The sequence below is a fragment of the Lacrimispora sp. genome, assembly GCF_046972725.1.
Taxonomy (GTDB): Bacteria; Bacillota; Clostridia; order Lachnospirales; family Lachnospiraceae; genus Lacrimispora.
Genome location: NZ_JBKVXF010000001.1, coordinates 364,051 through 380,425 on the forward strand (window position 1 = coordinate 364,051; position 16,375 = coordinate 380,425).

The following is a 16,375-nucleotide window of genomic DNA, read 5'->3' on the forward strand; positions in this document are numbered from 1 at the left end:
CATATTCTTGTCCTGACTTTTGGACATAAAGGGATGCCCGGAAGGGCGTTCCATATTCTTGTCCTGACTTCTGGACATAAAGGGATGCCCGGAAGGGCATTACTTACCTTTAAGTGCAAGAATCCCATGGTAAGCAGCTACCTGCTCTGCAGCTTTTTTTGTTCGGCCAATCCCCTCACCGATGGCTTTATTCCCAATTAAGACCTGTGCTTCAAATACCTTATTATGATCCGGCCCTTCTTCACGTAAGAGCTTGTAGGTCAATGGTTCTTCCGACTGACTCTGTACAATCTCCTGCAAGATAGTCTTGCTATCATAAAAGAGCTGTTTGTGTTCCAGATCATTCATAATAAAACGAAGAATAAACTCTTTTGCATTAGCAAAACCACCGTCCAGATAAATGGCCCCTATCAGCGCTTCCATTGCATCAGATACGATCGAGGCACGTCCCCTGCCGCCGGTCGCTTCTTCTCCCTTGCCCAAAAGCAGATATTCCCCAAGCTTTAATTCTTCTGCGCAATAAGCCAGTGTAGGCTCGCATACGATGCTTGCGCGTATTTTTGTCAAATCCCCCTCCGGCTTATCCGGGTACTTATGATACAGACAGTCACTGGAAAATACTTCCAGCACCGAATCGCCTAAAAACTCCAGCCGTTCGTTGCATTCCAGCTTATTTAAACGGTGTTCATTGGCATAAGAACTATGGGTCATTGCCTGCGTCATCAGGTGCTTGTCCGAAAAATGATAGCCGATCCGTTCCTCCAGTTCTTTTAAACTTCTACTCATATGATCCCTCTTTCCCAATTATGAAAGAAGGTGCTGCGGACAGACCTGACGGTCCCGGCAGCACCCACATCTATTAATTTAATGCATTCTTGATCTGTTCTACTGCGTCGCTGACACTAACAATGTTTTCTGCCACTTCAGTTGGAATCTCAATATCAAATTCCTCTTCAATACCCATGATAATCTGGAACACATCAAGGGAGTCAGCTCCAAGATCATCCACAAATGTGGAGTTCATTGAAACCTCATCCGGCTCAATATTTAATACCTCTGCAATAATATTCTTTAACTTTTCAAATTCCATTTCTCTTCCTTCCTCTCTCCTATTCTTGATTTCCTTATTCTTGCCCATTCTCTATAGGCATAGTGGTATGTCCGAAGGGCGTTCCTTCATTTTTCGATTTAAGACTTTCTCTTATCTTATCATTAATTCCCTGTTCTTTGAAGGTTACACACTGAAGTATGGAGTTCTTTACTTCTGTCGCTTTTGAGTTTCCGTGAGTTTTTACAACCAGACCATTAAGTCCCAGAAGCGGTGCTCCGCCGTATTGGGATGCATCGAATGATTTTAATGTTTCCTTCAAAGCCGGTTTCACAAGCAAAGCTCCAATCTTGCTCCTCAAGCTTCCCATCATGCCGCTTTTTACCTTGCCAATCAAGGTAGCGCCCACCCCTTCATAAAGCTTCAGGATTACATTTCCCACAAATGCCTCACAAACAATGACATCTGCTCCACCATGAGGAATCTCCCTGGCTTCAATGCTTCCGGTAAAATGGATATCCTTGCATTCTTTTAACAGTGGAAAGGTCTCTTTCACCAAAGCGTTCCCTTTTTCTTCCTCTGCGCCAATATTGACGATGGCCACCCTTGGGTTCTTGATTCCCATGACATGTTCCATATAGAGAGAACCCATTTGTGCAAACTGTACCAGATGGGACGGTCTTGCATCTACGTTGGCCCCACAGTCAATCAGCAGGGAAACACCTTTTTCCGTAGGAATCAGCGGGGCTAACGGTGGTCTTTCCACACCTTTAATCCGGCCGACAATCACCTGTCCGCCAACCAGTATGGCTCCAGAACTGCCTGCCGATACAAATGCATCCGCTTCCTTTTGCTTTACCAGATTCATTCCAACAACAATAGAAGAATCTTTCTTCTTTCGTATCGCATTAACCGGAGATTCTTCCGTCTCGATTATCTCTGTCGCATTTACAATCTGGATCTGATCGTTTGGATACGTATGTCCCGACAGTTCCTCAGATACAATATGCTCCTGCCCTACTAAGAGAACCTGGATCTCTTTATTCGCATTCACAGCCGCCACAGCCCCAGCAACCATCTCTGTTGGCGCATAGTCACCGCCCATGGCATCTACAGCTACTTTTATCATCACGATTCCCCTTTCAAGTACTCCCTAAGATAATCTATTACATAATATACTAAATATTATTCTATAAATCAATAATAAATTGAGAAAATTAAAACAGGATAATAAAACATCAAAATAAGTCTTATGAATTTCGTGTTCTGAACATATCTCACTGTTTTTTCTCTACGTAAAGTGCCGTTTTTTCTCTATCTTTTTCATTACTATGACATAAGAAATACCTGTAAATATGGCTGCGCTGACCCAGGCCGCCGGATCGCAGGCGCAGGATAAGGGATAGCTTACCAGCCGGATCGCAAGCGCTGCCATGGAGAACCTTGCGATCAGCTCCACAACTCCTCCCAGCATGGGAAGCAGACCAAGCCCGCAGCCCTGCATGGCATTCCTGAATATAAAAATGGTGCTTAGAGGAATATAAAATACCGCACACAAATAGATATAGGTCTTCGCCCATGGAAGCATAGCTGAAATATCCACACCGCCGGAAAAAAATATTCCAAGCACATGGGGAAGGGTCAGGATTACGGCTGCTGAGCAGACAACTGCATATATGAATTCCGTTCCCAAAGCAAGACGGACTCCCTGCCGGATTCTTTTTATATCACCTTTTCCGTAATTCTGCCCGGTGTAGGTAGCCATAGTCTGTCCCATTGCCATCATTCCCTGCATGGCGATATTCTGAATCTTACTGGCAGCAGTAAAGGAGGCTACCGCTGTAGAACCAAATAAATTAATGGCAGACTGCATGACCATGGTTCCGGAAGCAGTGATTCCAAACTGCAGTGCCATTGGAATTCCTACGGATAACTGATGCTTTGTGTCGGCTAAGTTCAGCTTCCAGTGATGACGCCCGGGTGCAAGGGTCGGAACCTTTTTATAGATATAACAAAAACAAAGGAGCGCAGAAATTCCCTGAGACACATTAGTTGCCCATGCAGATCCTGCAACTCCCCATTGGAATGCAATAACAAAGAGCAGGTTCAAAACAAGATTTAAGCCTGATGAAAATGCCAGGAACAAAAGAGGAACTCTGCTGTTTCCCACAGACCGTAAAAAAGAGGAAAACAGATTGTAAAATACATTTGCAACGATTCCTATACAGATAATAGAAATATAGGTCAATGCATCTTTAAAGATATCTTCCGGAGTATTCATAAGCCTTAAAAGCGGTTTCATGAACAGCAGGCTTACACTTGTCATGAATGCAATGACAAACAAAGATAAAAGGGTGCCGTTTGCCACAGAATGCTTTGTTCCCTCTCCGTCACCGGCTCCAAACCGCTGACTGGTAAGTACGGTAAATCCGGTACTCATTCCCTGAGAAAAGCCAATTACCAAAAACATAATGGTACCGGTAGAACCAACTGCTGCCAATGCGTCCGGACCTACGAAGCGCCCTACTACAATGGTATCTACCATATTGTACAGCTGTTGAAATATATTACCCAGAAAGAGCGGCAGGGTAAATCTTAAAATAATCGGAAGAGGGCTGCCTTTCGTCATGTCTGTTTCCATTGTTTTTTCATCCTTTTTCGTTAAAGATCAGGCTGTTTTACAGCAGTGCAAACGTATTCTACCACGTTCCTATTCACTTGTCACCGATATTTTAAAAATTACAGAAAAAAACAGTCTCAAGGGCTATCTGTAAAAGCCTGAGACTGTCTTTTCTTTGGTCCTGGTCATTAACCCTTTACCGCTTGTGACTCCTTATCATAAACAGAACGAAACCAGGTCCCAAATTGTTTGTTGATGAAATGTATGATATTACCGATTGCAAAGAAAGCTACAATCGTACCAACACCGATACCAATGATTTTTCCGGAAGCAGTTAAACTGATGATAACTGTAACTGCTAACATGATTCCGTCATAAAACAGCTTTGCCCGTCCAAAAGGCAGCTTGGTAAGAGCGGACAGTGCCTGTACTCCGCCATCGGGAGGGTTTGGAACAAAGTCCATATTGACAACCATGCTGATCCCGACAGAGATAAAGATAATTGCTAATATCAAAAGAACAGACCGCATCGCTATATCCGGATTGGATATTATTATAAACTTGTTATAAAAATCTACGATCCAACCAAAAACAAAAGAGAACGGAAACTGTAGAAGAACTTTAATTTTCACCTTGCGGTAAACAATGCACTGAAATAAAACGTCTGCCAGATAAACGACGGTACAGGCTGATCCAAGTGTCAAACTGCTGATTTTGCTGATGACAAAAGGAACGGAATTGGTTGTGGAAACCCCGAGTAAGCATTTTGTGTTAAGTACGACTCCAAGTGCAAGCAGCAATACTCCAACTACGTATATAACGATACGCTGCGCCATTTTATTGTATTTCATAGGGACACTCCTTAATTTTTCATAATATGATTTTAAGTAAAATGAGACCGATTTATATTGGATTATTTTTAGACTGGCGCAGTGTTCGGTGCTCCGCCCATATAGTTTCAAACCATTCCCTGCCCTGAGGAACCGGGCTCACTTCTTCCGTAAAGCTTACAAAACTTCCCTTTTGCTTTTGTGTGATAAGACGTAAATTCTGTTCCCTTTTTCTGGCTGGCATATAATCTTCTGCCTCCCCTTTTACAAGACAGCTGCCCCTGCTGCCAAATAGAGCCGCAGACTGTTCCATGGACTCTAATACCGCACACTGGGTTACAATCATATCATAAGTTTTCAGTAAAACAGGCAGCGTGCGAACATTAGAGACCTTGATCATTTCTTTAAAATGGAGCCGATAATTCTCCGCTTTTTCTCTTAAACGGACCATTCCCTTTATGTCCCGCACCTGTGCAGCCACACGGGACATGGCACTCTGAAGTTCCTCTCTGACCGTAAACGCATTGTTATCTTCTCCTATCATACCCAGGAGACTGCCTGCAATCTCCTCTGCCAGCCTGTCCGGTTTGATTTTCCACAAAGAAGGATCCGGCGTTGCTTCTTCCCTGGTGTAAGCGATATGCTGTGCAGCCCGCAGAGAGCCTACCTGTGTGGAATTCAGTGCAGAACCTCCCGGACGGTGTACTCCAAAGGTTCCGGCTGCTTCTCCTGCGACGAACAGACCTTTCATGGAAGACTGCCAGTTTGCATCCACTTTTATTCCGCCATTATGATGCTGGGCACAGACACTGATTTCCAGCATTTCTTTTTCCAGATCGATATGGTGGCTGCTGTACAGTTCGATGGCAAGAGGATTCATCTTCCTCAGCCTCTCTATGGGAGTCCCGAACAGTGCACCTGATTTCTCCAGATACGTATATGCTTCATCCGACAGATTCTTAAAACCATCTTTAATGCCACATGGGTTATGCATGAAATCCATGAACACTCTGCGGCCTTTTATTGCTGTCTCCTCATACACACATAGGTCAATCCGTGAGGAGGCATCCTTTCTGCTTGCATCAAAGGGCCACTGGTATCCTTTTAAGAACACCAGATTTACCGCTTCCTCCGGACTCATGGAATCTGTCAGAAACTCCCGTTCCACCCCTGATTCATCAATGGATACATAGCGGGGAAGTACCTGTTGATAGGTACCTGATACATTCCACCGGAACTTAATGGATGCAAGCCCGTACTGCCACTCCTGAAGATTTGCACCGCAGACTCCTGCATCAAGGAGCGCTCCCGACATTCCGGTATGCCCTGCCGGATATACTACGTTCTTATAACAGGCACTTGGTCCCCCGGTGCACCAGATCACGTTATTTACGGCAATCACCACAAGCTCCAGATGATCATCAGAAAGTTTTTCTTTATTTAAACAGATGATTCCACAAAGCTTGTTGTCTTCCTCATAAATCTGAAATGCCAGCATTTCATTAAGAATGGGGATTTCCTTATTCTTCACCGATTTCTCCAGGGCTTCCGTCATATACCGGGAGGTAAGAGGCCCTGCTGAGGTTGCACGCTGTCTGGGATCATGGTCCGTCTTATAACCGGTAAAGATTCCATATTCATCCGTAGGAAAATCCACTCCCAGGTTCGCCAGCTTATAAAAGCACCGCAGAGAATTGGCTGCTTCTGCAAGAGCAACCGAACCGTCGACCCCTTCCCCGTCAAATAAGGTCTGTGCCATTTCGTAAATAGAATCATTTTCGTCAAAACCTACCGAAAGCTTATAGTACGTCTGTTTATCACTTCCTGTATTCCTGGACGTGCCCATATGGATTCCTTCCGTCAGCAGGGCGATGTTTCTCCGTCCCAGGTCATACAGCCAGTCCGCCGCATTAAAAGCCGCTGCTCCGCTTCCTACTACAACCGTATCATATTGCAAAAACTTATAACTTACTTTCTCCATCGCATACCTCTGCCTATAAGCGTCTGATGTGAAAACCTCCATCCACATCAATGTAATTACCTGTGGTGTAAGGGAACTTTCCTCCTGCGAACGCACTGACTGCCAATGCCACATCTTCCGGCAGGCCAAAGCGGTTAATAGGAAATACTCCGTCTTCAATCATTTTCTCGTATTTTGCTTGTACCGTACTGGTCATATCCGTCAGAATAACCCCTGGCCGGACTTCATAAACAAGGATTCCTTCACTGGAAAGGCGGTCTGCATAGAGTTTTGTCAGCATGCTGACGCCTGCCTTGGAAACACAGTATTCCCCACGGTTTACAGAACTTACTTCTGCCGAACAGGATGAGACATTGATGATAATGCCCTTTTCTTCCTGCTGAATCATCTGGTTTGCAACCAGCTGCGTTAAGAACATATTTCCGCGAAGATTGATTCCCAGTACGTAATCAAAGCTTTCCTCACTCATTGTCAGTAAATCCGCTCTTACTTTCGGGGCAACGCCTGCATTGTTTACAAGAACATCAATCTTCCCATAATGCTTTACGCTCTCTGCTACGATATGCACTCTGTCCTCATGACTGGAAATATCCCCGGTCACATAAAAATAGTCTTTTCCGTTCTCATCAAACCATTTTAAGTGGTCTGCATATGCTTCTTTTTCACGGGTTCCGACAATGACTACGTGAAAGCCATCCTCTGACAGCTGTTTGGCAATCGCCAATCCGATGCCACGGGTTCCGCCGGTTACAATTGCTGTTTTCGCCATTTGCTTCCTCCTGTTGCTATTTCGCGGCTGCCAAAGCTTCTGCGGCTGCTCTTGCTTCTCTGTATTTAGGAACATAAACCTGGGAATCACGGACAACACATCCGGTACTGCCATGATCTCTCATGATCTGTGTACATTTGCTGCAGGCTACACAGACTTTTCTCAGATCCATCTTTCCATTGGTGAAAATGTCATGAGCGGCATCCGGATATGCAAAGCTGGAACGGCCAAGGCCAACCATGCTGCAGGAGTGAGACTTAATATTGGCTGCCGCAGCATTCGGAATATATTGACGGAGCCAGCTGTAACCGTTTCCAATAATGGGCACTTCACCTGCTGCCTCCTGAGCCACACGGGTGTACTCAAATATTTTTTCAAGAATGGACAGCTGGGATTCTTCCGGCTCCGGAATTCCAAGGCTTGGTATATCAAAGGGACGGCCAAACTGAGGATATACATAGTAAGGATTGCTGGAGGATAATGCAAACACATCGACACCTGCATGAACCAGCATTTTAATCAGCGCTACCGGTTCTGTGCTGTCAAATTTATAAATATCTTCTTTGTCACAGCCAAATCCATACGGATATGGATGAACATCAAAAACATTTAACCGGCATCCGATGATAAAATCATTACCAACTGCTTTCCGTACTGCTTCTACGGTCTGAACCAGAAAACGGCTTCGGTTTTCCAGACTTTCACCGCCGTATTTCCCTTTTCGCGTAAATCCACCCAACAGTTCACTTAAAAGATATTTATGACAGGCCTTAATATCCACCCCGTCATATCCGGCTTCTTTTGCAAGCAGGGCTGATTCCACATATTTTTCAGTCAGGGAATCCAGATATTCATCGGTAACCACCTGATCGTCCCGGAATACTCCGCTGCGTTCGTCTAACAGCGGATCCCTGAATGCTACCATCGGAGCTCTTTCCTTGCCTGGACGGCTGTAACGGCCAGAGTGTGTCAGCTGAAGGATATGGATCAGAGAAACATCATTGGCCTCTTTGGCCGCTTTTCTGCTCTCTGCCAGGAATTCCTGAAAAGATGAAAGATTTTCTTTTGTAAGCATCAAAGCCTGGGGATTTGCCTTTCCTTCTTCTACCACCGCATTGGCTTCCCACCAGATCAGACCGGAACCGCCTTTTGAATATCTCATATAGCGGCGTTTGGTAAGTTCAGACATCGATCCATCCGGCTCACAGTCACACCCTTCCATCGGCAATACTGCCATAGCATTTGATGTTTTTAAGTGCCCTACTTTTACGTTGTTCCTAAGGGGTGATAAGTCTTCCGTTAATTCAATGTTCAACTCCTGATTCTCAATTTCCTGTCTCAATTCCTCCAAAGACTTGTACCGAAACATTTTGTGCTTTGCCATGATTTGACCTCCAAAGATTTACTATTTAAGTAAGTCAATTATAAAAAGTTTTATTCATAATCGCTAGATAATAAATTGTTCTATAATACACTTTTCTTGTTTTTCTTGTGTATTAACACATATTTTCGGTTGACTTCTTTTAAAAAATGGTTATAATTTACAAAACACTGTTTATTTCTTTTGGCGGCAGATTCTCACGATCATATAATTGAAATGAAGCATTTCAGGCAACCATATAATAAGGAGGACGTTCAAGATGGGAGAAAAGAATATCACTTCGCAAAACAGTATCATTCATTCCAGGGATTTTGCTCATGCTTATTACGATGAAAGATCTCACAATTCAGCCCTCACAAGACATCATCACACGCAAAACGAAATTGTTTTTGTAAAAGAAGGACAAATCACGTTTGATATCTCCGGGGAATCATATATCATCAAAAAGAATCAGATTCTGCTGATCAGTGCACTTGAAAATCATTCCACCCACTCCATCTGTACGCCTTACCACCGGTATGTCTTTGTATCTTCCATGGACTTATGTTCTGAATACATTCACGATCCGGTTATGGCTTCGGCATTCATTCGCAGCAACCAGCAGCGGGGAGTTATCGATCTGACCCAGGAAGCCGCTGATGAGATCGAACGTTACTTTAAACTGCTGGTTTCAGAGACTGCAAATCATGAAGTGAAATGGAAGGAACGGTGTGCAGTGATTCTCTTTGACATACTGATTCTTCTTTATAGAAGCAATCCGGAAATGTTTTTGATCGAGAAAAATCCGGAAGAATTAAATGTTATATTCACCATCAAGGATTACATTGACCACCATTACAGCGAACCTTTAAGTCTGGACACGGTTGCACAGAATTTTTTTATAAATAAATATTACCTTTCCCACCAATTCAAAGAGATCATTGGCTATGGATTTAAAAAATATATCCAGCTCATCCGGATAAACAAAGCAAAAATCCTGCTGCAGAATACCAATTTAACCGTAAATGAAATCTGCACAAAAATCGGTTATGACAATATCAATTACTTCATCCGGCTTTTTAAAGAAAAAGAAGAAGTGACTCCTTACCAGTACCACAAAATGTATTTTAAAAACAATAGATAAAAATATATCCATGTACCAAACAGGACCTTTTCCAGGTCCTTTTTTTAATAAAGCAAACGATCCAGGTTCAACGATAATCGCCAGAATTCCCATAACGCCGCATTCTTTTTCTTAAAAAATTTTTAGAGTTTCTCGCATTCTAATTTTTATGGTAACTTTATAATGACATATCAATACGGTAATTTTTATACGATAAATTGTACAAAATCAAAAATTAGGCTTGTAATTCCTACTAAAAAGGTATAGTATAAATCTATAAAACATTAGTTGGCTTATACTAACTAAAGAATTGCCTGTTACAGGCATAAGGAGGTCGATATATATGAGCAGTCCATTGCTTGAAATTTTAGATTTAAGTGTTGCTGTAGAAGATAAAGTCATTTTAGACGGAGTGAATTTAACCATTCAGCCAGGGGAACTCCATGTACTTATGGGACCCAACGGTACTGGAAAATCCACTCTTGTTTCTGCAATTATGGGGGATCCCCGCTACACCATAAAAAGAGGCAGGATTCTCTTTGAAGGTAAGGACATTACAGAAGAAAAAGCAGATGTACGGGCGCGCGCCGGAGTATTTCTCTCCTTTCAGGCGCCGGAAGAAATCCCCGGCATTACATTAGAAAACTTTTTACGCACTGCACGGGGAGCCGTTGACGGCAAACAACCCAAAATTCTATCTTTCCGCAAAGAACTTCTGGAGCAGATGAAGGCACTGGAGATGGATCCTGCCTATCTGGAACGATATTTAAATGTAGGTTTTTCCGGGGGTGAAAAGAAAAAAGCGGAAATTTTACAGATGCTAATGCTTCGTCCCAAGCTGGCCCTGCTGGATGAGACAGATTCCGGTCTTGATGTGGATGCGGTGCGCACTGTAACCAAGGGCATCCGCTCCTATTTAAACCGCCGCAACGGCCTTTTTATCATCACACATAATGCCAAAATTCTGGAAGGCCTTGATGTAAATGTAGTTCATATTCTGGAAGGCGGACGGATCGTCCAGACCGGAGGAAAGGAACTGATCTCTAAAATCACAAATGGCGGTTTTGCTGTGCTGGAAAAGGAGGGATCGCTCCATGAAAGACTTTAATCAGGAAAAAACGAAAGTAGACGAGATGGACCGAAGTATCTATGACATTCGGGATAAGGTCGATTCCTCCTTTGAGGTGGCTTCCGGACTGACTCCTGCTATCGTGCAGAAGATATCGGAGGAAAAAAATGATCCTGAATGGATGCGCATCTTCCGTCTGAAGGCACTGGAAACCTATCATAAGACTCCAATGCCTACATGGGGTCCCCCCTTAGACGGACTGGACATAGCCAATATCGTAACTTATGTCCGTCCCAAAACAGATATGCGTACCAAGTGGTCCGATGTTCCCGATGATATCAAGAATACTTTTGAACGGCTGGGAATCCCAAAGGCAGAACGGGAATCTCTTGCCGGTGTGGGTGCCCAATACGATTCTGAGGTGGTATACCACAGTGTCAGGGCTGAAGTTGCCGCCCAGGGAGTCGTTTATACGGATATGGAAAGCGCTCTGACAGGACCCTATGCAGAAATGGTGCGAAAGCACTTCATGCGTCTGGTTCCTCCTTCCGATCATAAATTTGCTGCTCTTCACGGAGCCGTCTGGTCTGGCGGTTCTTTCGTCTATGTTCCTCCGGGAGCATCGGTAGAGATCCCTCTCCAGTCCTATTTCCGGCTTAATGCGCCGGGTGCAGGACAATTTGAGCACACGCTCATCATTGTTGACGAAGGAGCTTATCTGCACTTTATCGAAGGCTGCTCCGCTCCGAAATACAATGTGGCGAACCTTCATGCCGGATGCGTCGAACTATATGTGGGGAAAAATGCCAGACTCCGCTATTCCACCATTGAAAACTGGTCAAAAAACATGTATAACCTTAACACCAAGCGGGCATCGGTGGAAGAAGGCGGCACCATTGAATGGGTATCCGGTTCTTTTGGCTCCCATACCTCTTACCTTTATCCTATGAGCATCTTAAAGGGGAAAAATTCCCGTATGGAATTTACCGGAATCACATTTGCCGGAGAAGGCCAGAATTTGGATACCGGAGCCAAGGTACTTCACTCTGCTCCTAACACTACTTCACACATCACCACAAAATCCATCTCCAGAGATGGCGGAGCATCGACCTTCCGCAGTTCCATTACTGTAACGCCCCAGGCGGCAGGAAGCAAATCATCGGTGTCCTGTGAGTCCCTGATGTTAGACAGCATCTCCCGCTCGGATACAATTCCTGTTATGGATATCCAGTGCGATGAGGTGGATATGGGACACGAAGCAAAAATCGGCCGTATCAGCGAATCCGCCATCTTCTATCTGATGAGCCGTGGATTATCCGAAGAAGATGCCCGTGCCATGATCGTGGGAGGCTTTGCCGAACCGATTGCCAAAGAGCTTCCTTTGGAATACGCGGTTGAAATGAACAACCTGATACATCTGGAAATGATAGGAAGCATTGGCTGAAAGGAGGAACTGGATAATGAACGAAAAAATAAACATATTGCCGGTTCCCACCTGGAACCGTACCGGAGTCAACTGGGCAGATGCCAAAGCTGCTCTGCCCGGGGAATCAATTCTTCCCGGGAAAAAAGAGGCTTATTCAGGTTCTTTCCCAAGTGGTATACACCAATTGAAGGAACTGCCTCATGAGACTGCAGCTATTAAAAGCGGAATGGGAGAAGCCCTTGACCAGTATATCATAAATACAGCGGATCAAACCTGCTTTCTTTTGGCAGACCGTAATGTGGAAGAACCGCTGATTGTTACAGAGTATTTAGACTCCTCCCGCCCCGTAAGCAGGAACCATTTCGGAATCGTTGCAAAAGAGGGCAGCCAGCTTACGGTAGTACAGATAACCCGCGGGGATGCCAGAGATGGTGTTTCCATGAATCTAACGCAGATTGATGCAAAAGCCGGTTCCAAAGTCCGTCTGATACAGATACAGCTTTTAGGAGACAAGAGCCGGAGCTGGGATGCAGTGGGGGCTGTGCTTGGAGCTGGTGCCAGGGTAGAGCTTGTCCGGGCTGTTTTAGGTGGTAATGTTGCTGCCTGCGGCTCTCTGGCTCTTCTGGAAGGGACAAAAAGTGAGTTCGGCCTAAATACCGCTTACTTTGGAGAGAAGGAACAATATCTGGATTTTAACGACGTTGCCCGCCACCTCGGCAAAGAAACGGTAAGTGAAATGTATACTTCCGGCGTTCTGACTGGTAAAAGCAACAAAATCCTTCGGGGAACCATCGATTTTCTCAGCGGAGCGGTTCATTCCGTTGGTCATGAAAACGAAACCGTACTGCTTCTCAGTTCTGAGGCACGCAACCGTACGGTACCTCTAATTCTCTGCGGGGAAGAACAGGTGGAGGGTCAGCACGCCGCCACCCTTGGCCGCTTTGATGAAAAGCAGCTTTACTACCTCTGTTCCAGGGGTATGACTCCCACACAGGCAAAGCGGCTGATGGTAGAAGCACGTTTCACACCGGTACTTGACAGGCTCCCGGATGAAGACTTACGAAAAGAAATACTTGAATGCATCGAAAGGAGGCTGGACAGCCATGAAAACACTCCGGGATGATTTCCCCATACTTTCCATTACTGAGAATGAAAAACGGCTGGTTTATCTGGATAATGCCGCCACTACCTCAAAACCGCTTCAGGTGCTGCAGGCAGTTGACGCCTATTACCGTCACGACAACGCCAACCCGCACCGCGGCGTTTATGAACTTGCTGCCCGTGCGACAAAAGCTCACGAGGATTCCCGCACAAAAGTGGCTGAATTTTTAAATGCCTTTCCGGATGAGATTATTTTTACACAGAATACAACCGAAAGCTTAAATCTGATTGCCTACAGCTATGGCATGGAATTTTTAAAAAAGGAGGATGAAATCGTCCTCTCCGTGGCAGAGCACCACAGCAACCTGGTTCCCTGGCAGCGGGTCGCCAAGACAACCGGAGCAAAACTTGTTTACCTTTATCCTGATTCAGACGGTCATTTGACAGAGGAAGAACTGGATAAAAAAATTACCTCCAAAACCAGATTGGTTGCAGTCGCTCACGTATCCAATGTTCTTGGAATTGAGATTCCGGTGGAAGCCATTATCCGCCGTGCCCGTCATGCAGGTGCGGTTGTAGTTCTGGATTGTGCTCAGAGCGCACCTCATATTCCGGTAGATGTAAAGAAACTTGATGTGGATTTTGCAGCATTTTCCGGACATAAGCTCTATGCTCCCATGGGAGTTGGGGTTTTATACGGAAAAAAAGAACTGCTTGAGAAGATGCCGCCCTTTTTGACCGGCGGAGATATGATTGGAAGTGTTCATGAACAAAGCGCTACTTACGCAGAAGTCCCGCGCCGCTTTGAAGCAGGAACACGAAACGTAGGCGGAGAAGTCGGTCTGGCAGCCGCCATCGACTATCTCCAGTCAATTGGCTGGGAGAACATTCAGGCTCATGAGCAGGGCCTTGTCGCCCGGGCCCTGGAGGGACTTGCAAAAATCCCTCATGTGACTGTATACGGAGACCTTGCTCCAGAAAAGCGACATGGCGTAATCTCCTTTAATGTTGACGATGTTCATCCCCATGATACAGCCACCTTACTGGATGCCGACGGCATCACCGTCCGGGCCGGCCATCACTGCGCCCAGCCTTTGATGGAATATATGGGAATCAACGCATGCGTCCGGGCCAGTTTCGCCGTTTATAACACAACAGAGGATGTGGACGCATTTTTAAACAGCCTGCAAAATGTAAGGAGGTGGATGGGCTTTGGATCTGAAAGCGCTTTATAATCAAATCATTGTGGAAAACAGCCGTGCTTCCCACAACCGCCATAAAGTAGATCATGCAACCGCCGTTTTAGAGGGGGTAAATCCCAGCTGCGGCGACGATATTACCCTTGAGCTTTCTGTGAGCAATGGCATCATCAAGGATGCCGGATTTACCGGTACGGGCTGCGCGATTTCCCAGGCATCTGCTTCTATGATGATCGACTTAATTATGGGAAAAACCGTGGAGGAGGCAAAGCAGCTGCTCCGTACCTTCTACGGAATGATCAAAGGGGAAATTACTGATGACGGACAGCTGGAGGTTTTAGATGACATCGTTGCCCTGCAGGGAATCTCCCATATGCCTGGAAGGGTAAAATGTGCCGTACTTGCCTGGCATACTCTGGAAGAAGCCCTGAATGAGAATAATGAGAAGCCAGAAACTACGGAATAAATATCATGAGTATAAAAAAATTATATAGATTCCAATAAAAATAAAACGGGAAATCTTTTAGAGGCGGACTAAATGCATCCATAGCCTCTGTAGACTTTCCCGTTTTATTTATAATGTTCTGTTTCTTGTTTTATGCCAAGGCTTTTTAGCCGAATAAGGACAATAAAATTCCGGCTGCAACTGCCGACCCGATGACACCGGCAACATTTGGCCCAATTGCGTGCATTAACAGATAGTTGGATGGATTTGCCCTCTGCCCTTCCAGATGTGCGACTCTGGCCGCCATGGGCACAGCAGAAACTCCCGCAGAACCGATCAAAGGATTCACCTTTCCTTTTGTGATCCAATACATAAGTTTTCCGAGAAGCAAACCGCCGATGGTACTGAATATAAATGCCATTAATCCAAGTCCAACGATCATCAGTGTCTGAGGGCGTAAAAATGTTTCAGCATTAGCAGTTGCTCCTACTGTAACCCCTAAAAATATAGTTACAATGTTAATCAATGTATTTTGCGCAGTATCGGACAGACGTTCCACAACTCCGGATTCTTTAAATAAATTTCCAAGCATCAGCATTCCAATCAATGGTGCAACCGATGGCAGTAAAAGTACACATAAAATCGTAACGATAATAGGAAAGCAGATTTTCTCAAGCTTTGATACTGTCCGGAGCTGTTCCATGGAAGTCTCCCGTTCTTTTTTTGTTGTCAGAAAACGCATGACAGGCGGCTGGATCATGGGAATAAGAGCCATGTACGAATAAGCCGCAACGGCGATGGCGGGAAGCAACTCAGGTGCCAGTCTTGAGGCAAGGAAAATAGCGGTAGGTCCGTCGGCCCCACCGATGATTGCAATCGAGGCAGCTTCTTCCGGTAAAAACCCCAGTGCATTGGCAACGAGAAATGCAATACAGATTCCAAACTGGGCACCCGCACCCAAGAACAGGGAGCTGGGACGGGCAATCAGTGGTCCGAAATCTGTCATTGCACCGATTCCAAGAAATATAAGGGAGGGGTATATCCCTAATTTTACTCCCTGATAAAGATAGTAAAGCAATCCGCCGGTTTTTGACTGTGCGGTAGGTTCTGACATTAATCCCGTCAGCGGCAGATTCACCAGCAGCATGCCAAAAGCAATTGGCAGCAATAAAAGCGGCTCAAATTTATGAACGATTGCCAGGTAAATCAGCAGGCAAGACATGATAATCATCATTGCATGCTGCCATGTTAAGGCTAAAAATCCTGATGATACCCATAAGTCCTGTAATGCTTGAACAAACATATTTAATCTCCTCTTTCATTTTTTGTCTTTCCGGAACCGTTAAATTTTCCTAATAAAAAAGAAAACAGCTTAATGGATAAATAAAGGCAGAATAAAACAAA

The 16,375-nt window shown here is 44.9% G+C and carries 15 protein-coding genes; 6 read left to right on the forward strand and 9 right to left on the reverse strand.

All coding sequences use genetic code 11. The features are described from left to right. Positions 1-99: 99 nt before the first annotated feature. From rnc to ACLTWA_RS01815, 8 genes are all read right to left on the reverse strand, one after another. A complete protein-coding gene (gene rnc, locus ACLTWA_RS01780; RefSeq protein ID WP_412325835.1) occupies positions 100-786 on the reverse strand; it encodes a ribonuclease III in 687 nt (228 codons plus the stop codon). 73 nt (positions 787-859) lie between these two features. Beyond that, positions 860-1,090: an acyl carrier protein gene (gene acpP, locus ACLTWA_RS01785; RefSeq protein ID WP_412325836.1), complete on the reverse strand. Its 231-nt coding sequence runs from the start codon at positions 1,088-1,090 to the stop codon at positions 860-862. 34 nt (positions 1,091-1,124) lie between these two features. Beyond that, the gene (gene plsX, locus ACLTWA_RS01790) at positions 1,125-2,177 is read right to left on the reverse strand and encodes a phosphate acyltransferase PlsX (RefSeq protein ID WP_412325837.1); all 1,053 of its coding nucleotides are present in this window, start codon (positions 2,175-2,177) and stop codon (positions 1,125-1,127) included. A gap of 162 nt (positions 2,178-2,339) precedes the next feature. Continuing rightward, positions 2,340-3,689 carry an MATE family efflux transporter gene (locus ACLTWA_RS01795; protein WP_412325838.1) on the reverse strand — a complete coding sequence of 450 codons (1,350 nt, stop codon included), beginning with the start codon at positions 3,687-3,689 and terminating at the stop codon, positions 2,340-2,342. Between the two features lie 167 nt (positions 3,690-3,856). Continuing rightward, a complete protein-coding gene (locus ACLTWA_RS01800) occupies positions 3,857-4,519 on the reverse strand; it encodes a YczE/YyaS/YitT family protein (RefSeq protein ID WP_412325839.1) in 663 nt (220 codons plus the stop codon). Positions 4,520-4,571: 52 nt separating this feature from the next. Beyond that, positions 4,572-6,479 (reverse strand): FAD-binding protein, encoded by a 1,908-nt coding sequence (locus ACLTWA_RS01805; protein WP_412325840.1) that lies wholly within the window; start codon positions 6,477-6,479, stop codon positions 4,572-4,574. Between the two features lie 13 nt (positions 6,480-6,492). Next, positions 6,493-7,248 carry a 3-ketoacyl-ACP reductase gene (locus tag ACLTWA_RS01810; RefSeq protein WP_412325841.1) on the reverse strand — a complete coding sequence of 252 codons (756 nt, stop codon included), beginning with the start codon at positions 7,246-7,248 and terminating at the stop codon, positions 6,493-6,495. 16 nt (positions 7,249-7,264) lie between these two features. Beyond that, positions 7,265-8,632, reverse strand: coding sequence for a hypothetical protein (locus ACLTWA_RS01815; protein WP_412325842.1), 1,368 nt, complete (start codon positions 8,630-8,632; stop codon positions 7,265-7,267). A 256-nt stretch (positions 8,633-8,888) separates the two neighbouring features. Between ACLTWA_RS01815 and ACLTWA_RS01820 the strand changes: the two genes are divergently transcribed. The 6 genes from ACLTWA_RS01820 (at position 8,889) to sufU (ending at position 14,992) form a co-directional block, all read left to right on the forward strand. Then, entirely contained in the window at positions 8,889-9,752 is an 864-nt protein-coding gene (locus tag ACLTWA_RS01820) for a helix-turn-helix domain-containing protein (RefSeq protein WP_412325843.1), read from the forward strand. Positions 9,753-10,074: 322 nt separating this feature from the next. Further along, entirely contained in the window at positions 10,075-10,839 is a 765-nt protein-coding gene (gene sufC, locus ACLTWA_RS01825) for a Fe-S cluster assembly ATPase SufC (RefSeq protein WP_412325844.1), read from the forward strand. Then, positions 10,826-12,244 carry a Fe-S cluster assembly protein SufB gene (sufB, locus tag ACLTWA_RS01830; protein ID WP_412325845.1) on the forward strand — a complete coding sequence of 473 codons (1,419 nt, stop codon included), beginning with the start codon at positions 10,826-10,828 and terminating at the stop codon, positions 12,242-12,244. Before sufC ends, sufB begins: the two co-directional genes overlap by 14 nt. Before the next feature lie 16 nt (positions 12,245-12,260). Further along, the gene (locus ACLTWA_RS01835; RefSeq protein WP_412325846.1) at positions 12,261-13,349 is read left to right on the forward strand and encodes a SufB/SufD family protein; all 1,089 of its coding nucleotides are present in this window, start codon (positions 12,261-12,263) and stop codon (positions 13,347-13,349) included. After that, entirely contained in the window at positions 13,330-14,562 is a 1,233-nt protein-coding gene (locus ACLTWA_RS01840) for a cysteine desulfurase (RefSeq protein ID WP_412325847.1), read from the forward strand. The genes ACLTWA_RS01835 and ACLTWA_RS01840 overlap by 20 nt, the downstream gene beginning before the upstream one ends. Next, the gene (gene sufU, locus ACLTWA_RS01845; RefSeq protein ID WP_412325848.1) at positions 14,540-14,992 is read left to right on the forward strand and encodes a Fe-S cluster assembly sulfur transfer protein SufU; all 453 of its coding nucleotides are present in this window, start codon (positions 14,540-14,542) and stop codon (positions 14,990-14,992) included. The genes ACLTWA_RS01840 and sufU overlap by 23 nt, the downstream gene beginning before the upstream one ends. A 145-nt stretch (positions 14,993-15,137) precedes the next feature. Here the strand turns inward: sufU and ACLTWA_RS01850 are convergent, their stop codons facing one another. Next, complete coding sequence (locus tag ACLTWA_RS01850) at positions 15,138-16,274, reverse strand: sodium ion-translocating decarboxylase subunit beta (protein ID WP_412325849.1); 1,137 nt, start codon at positions 16,272-16,274, stop codon at positions 15,138-15,140. Positions 16,275-16,375: the final 101 nt, after the last annotated feature.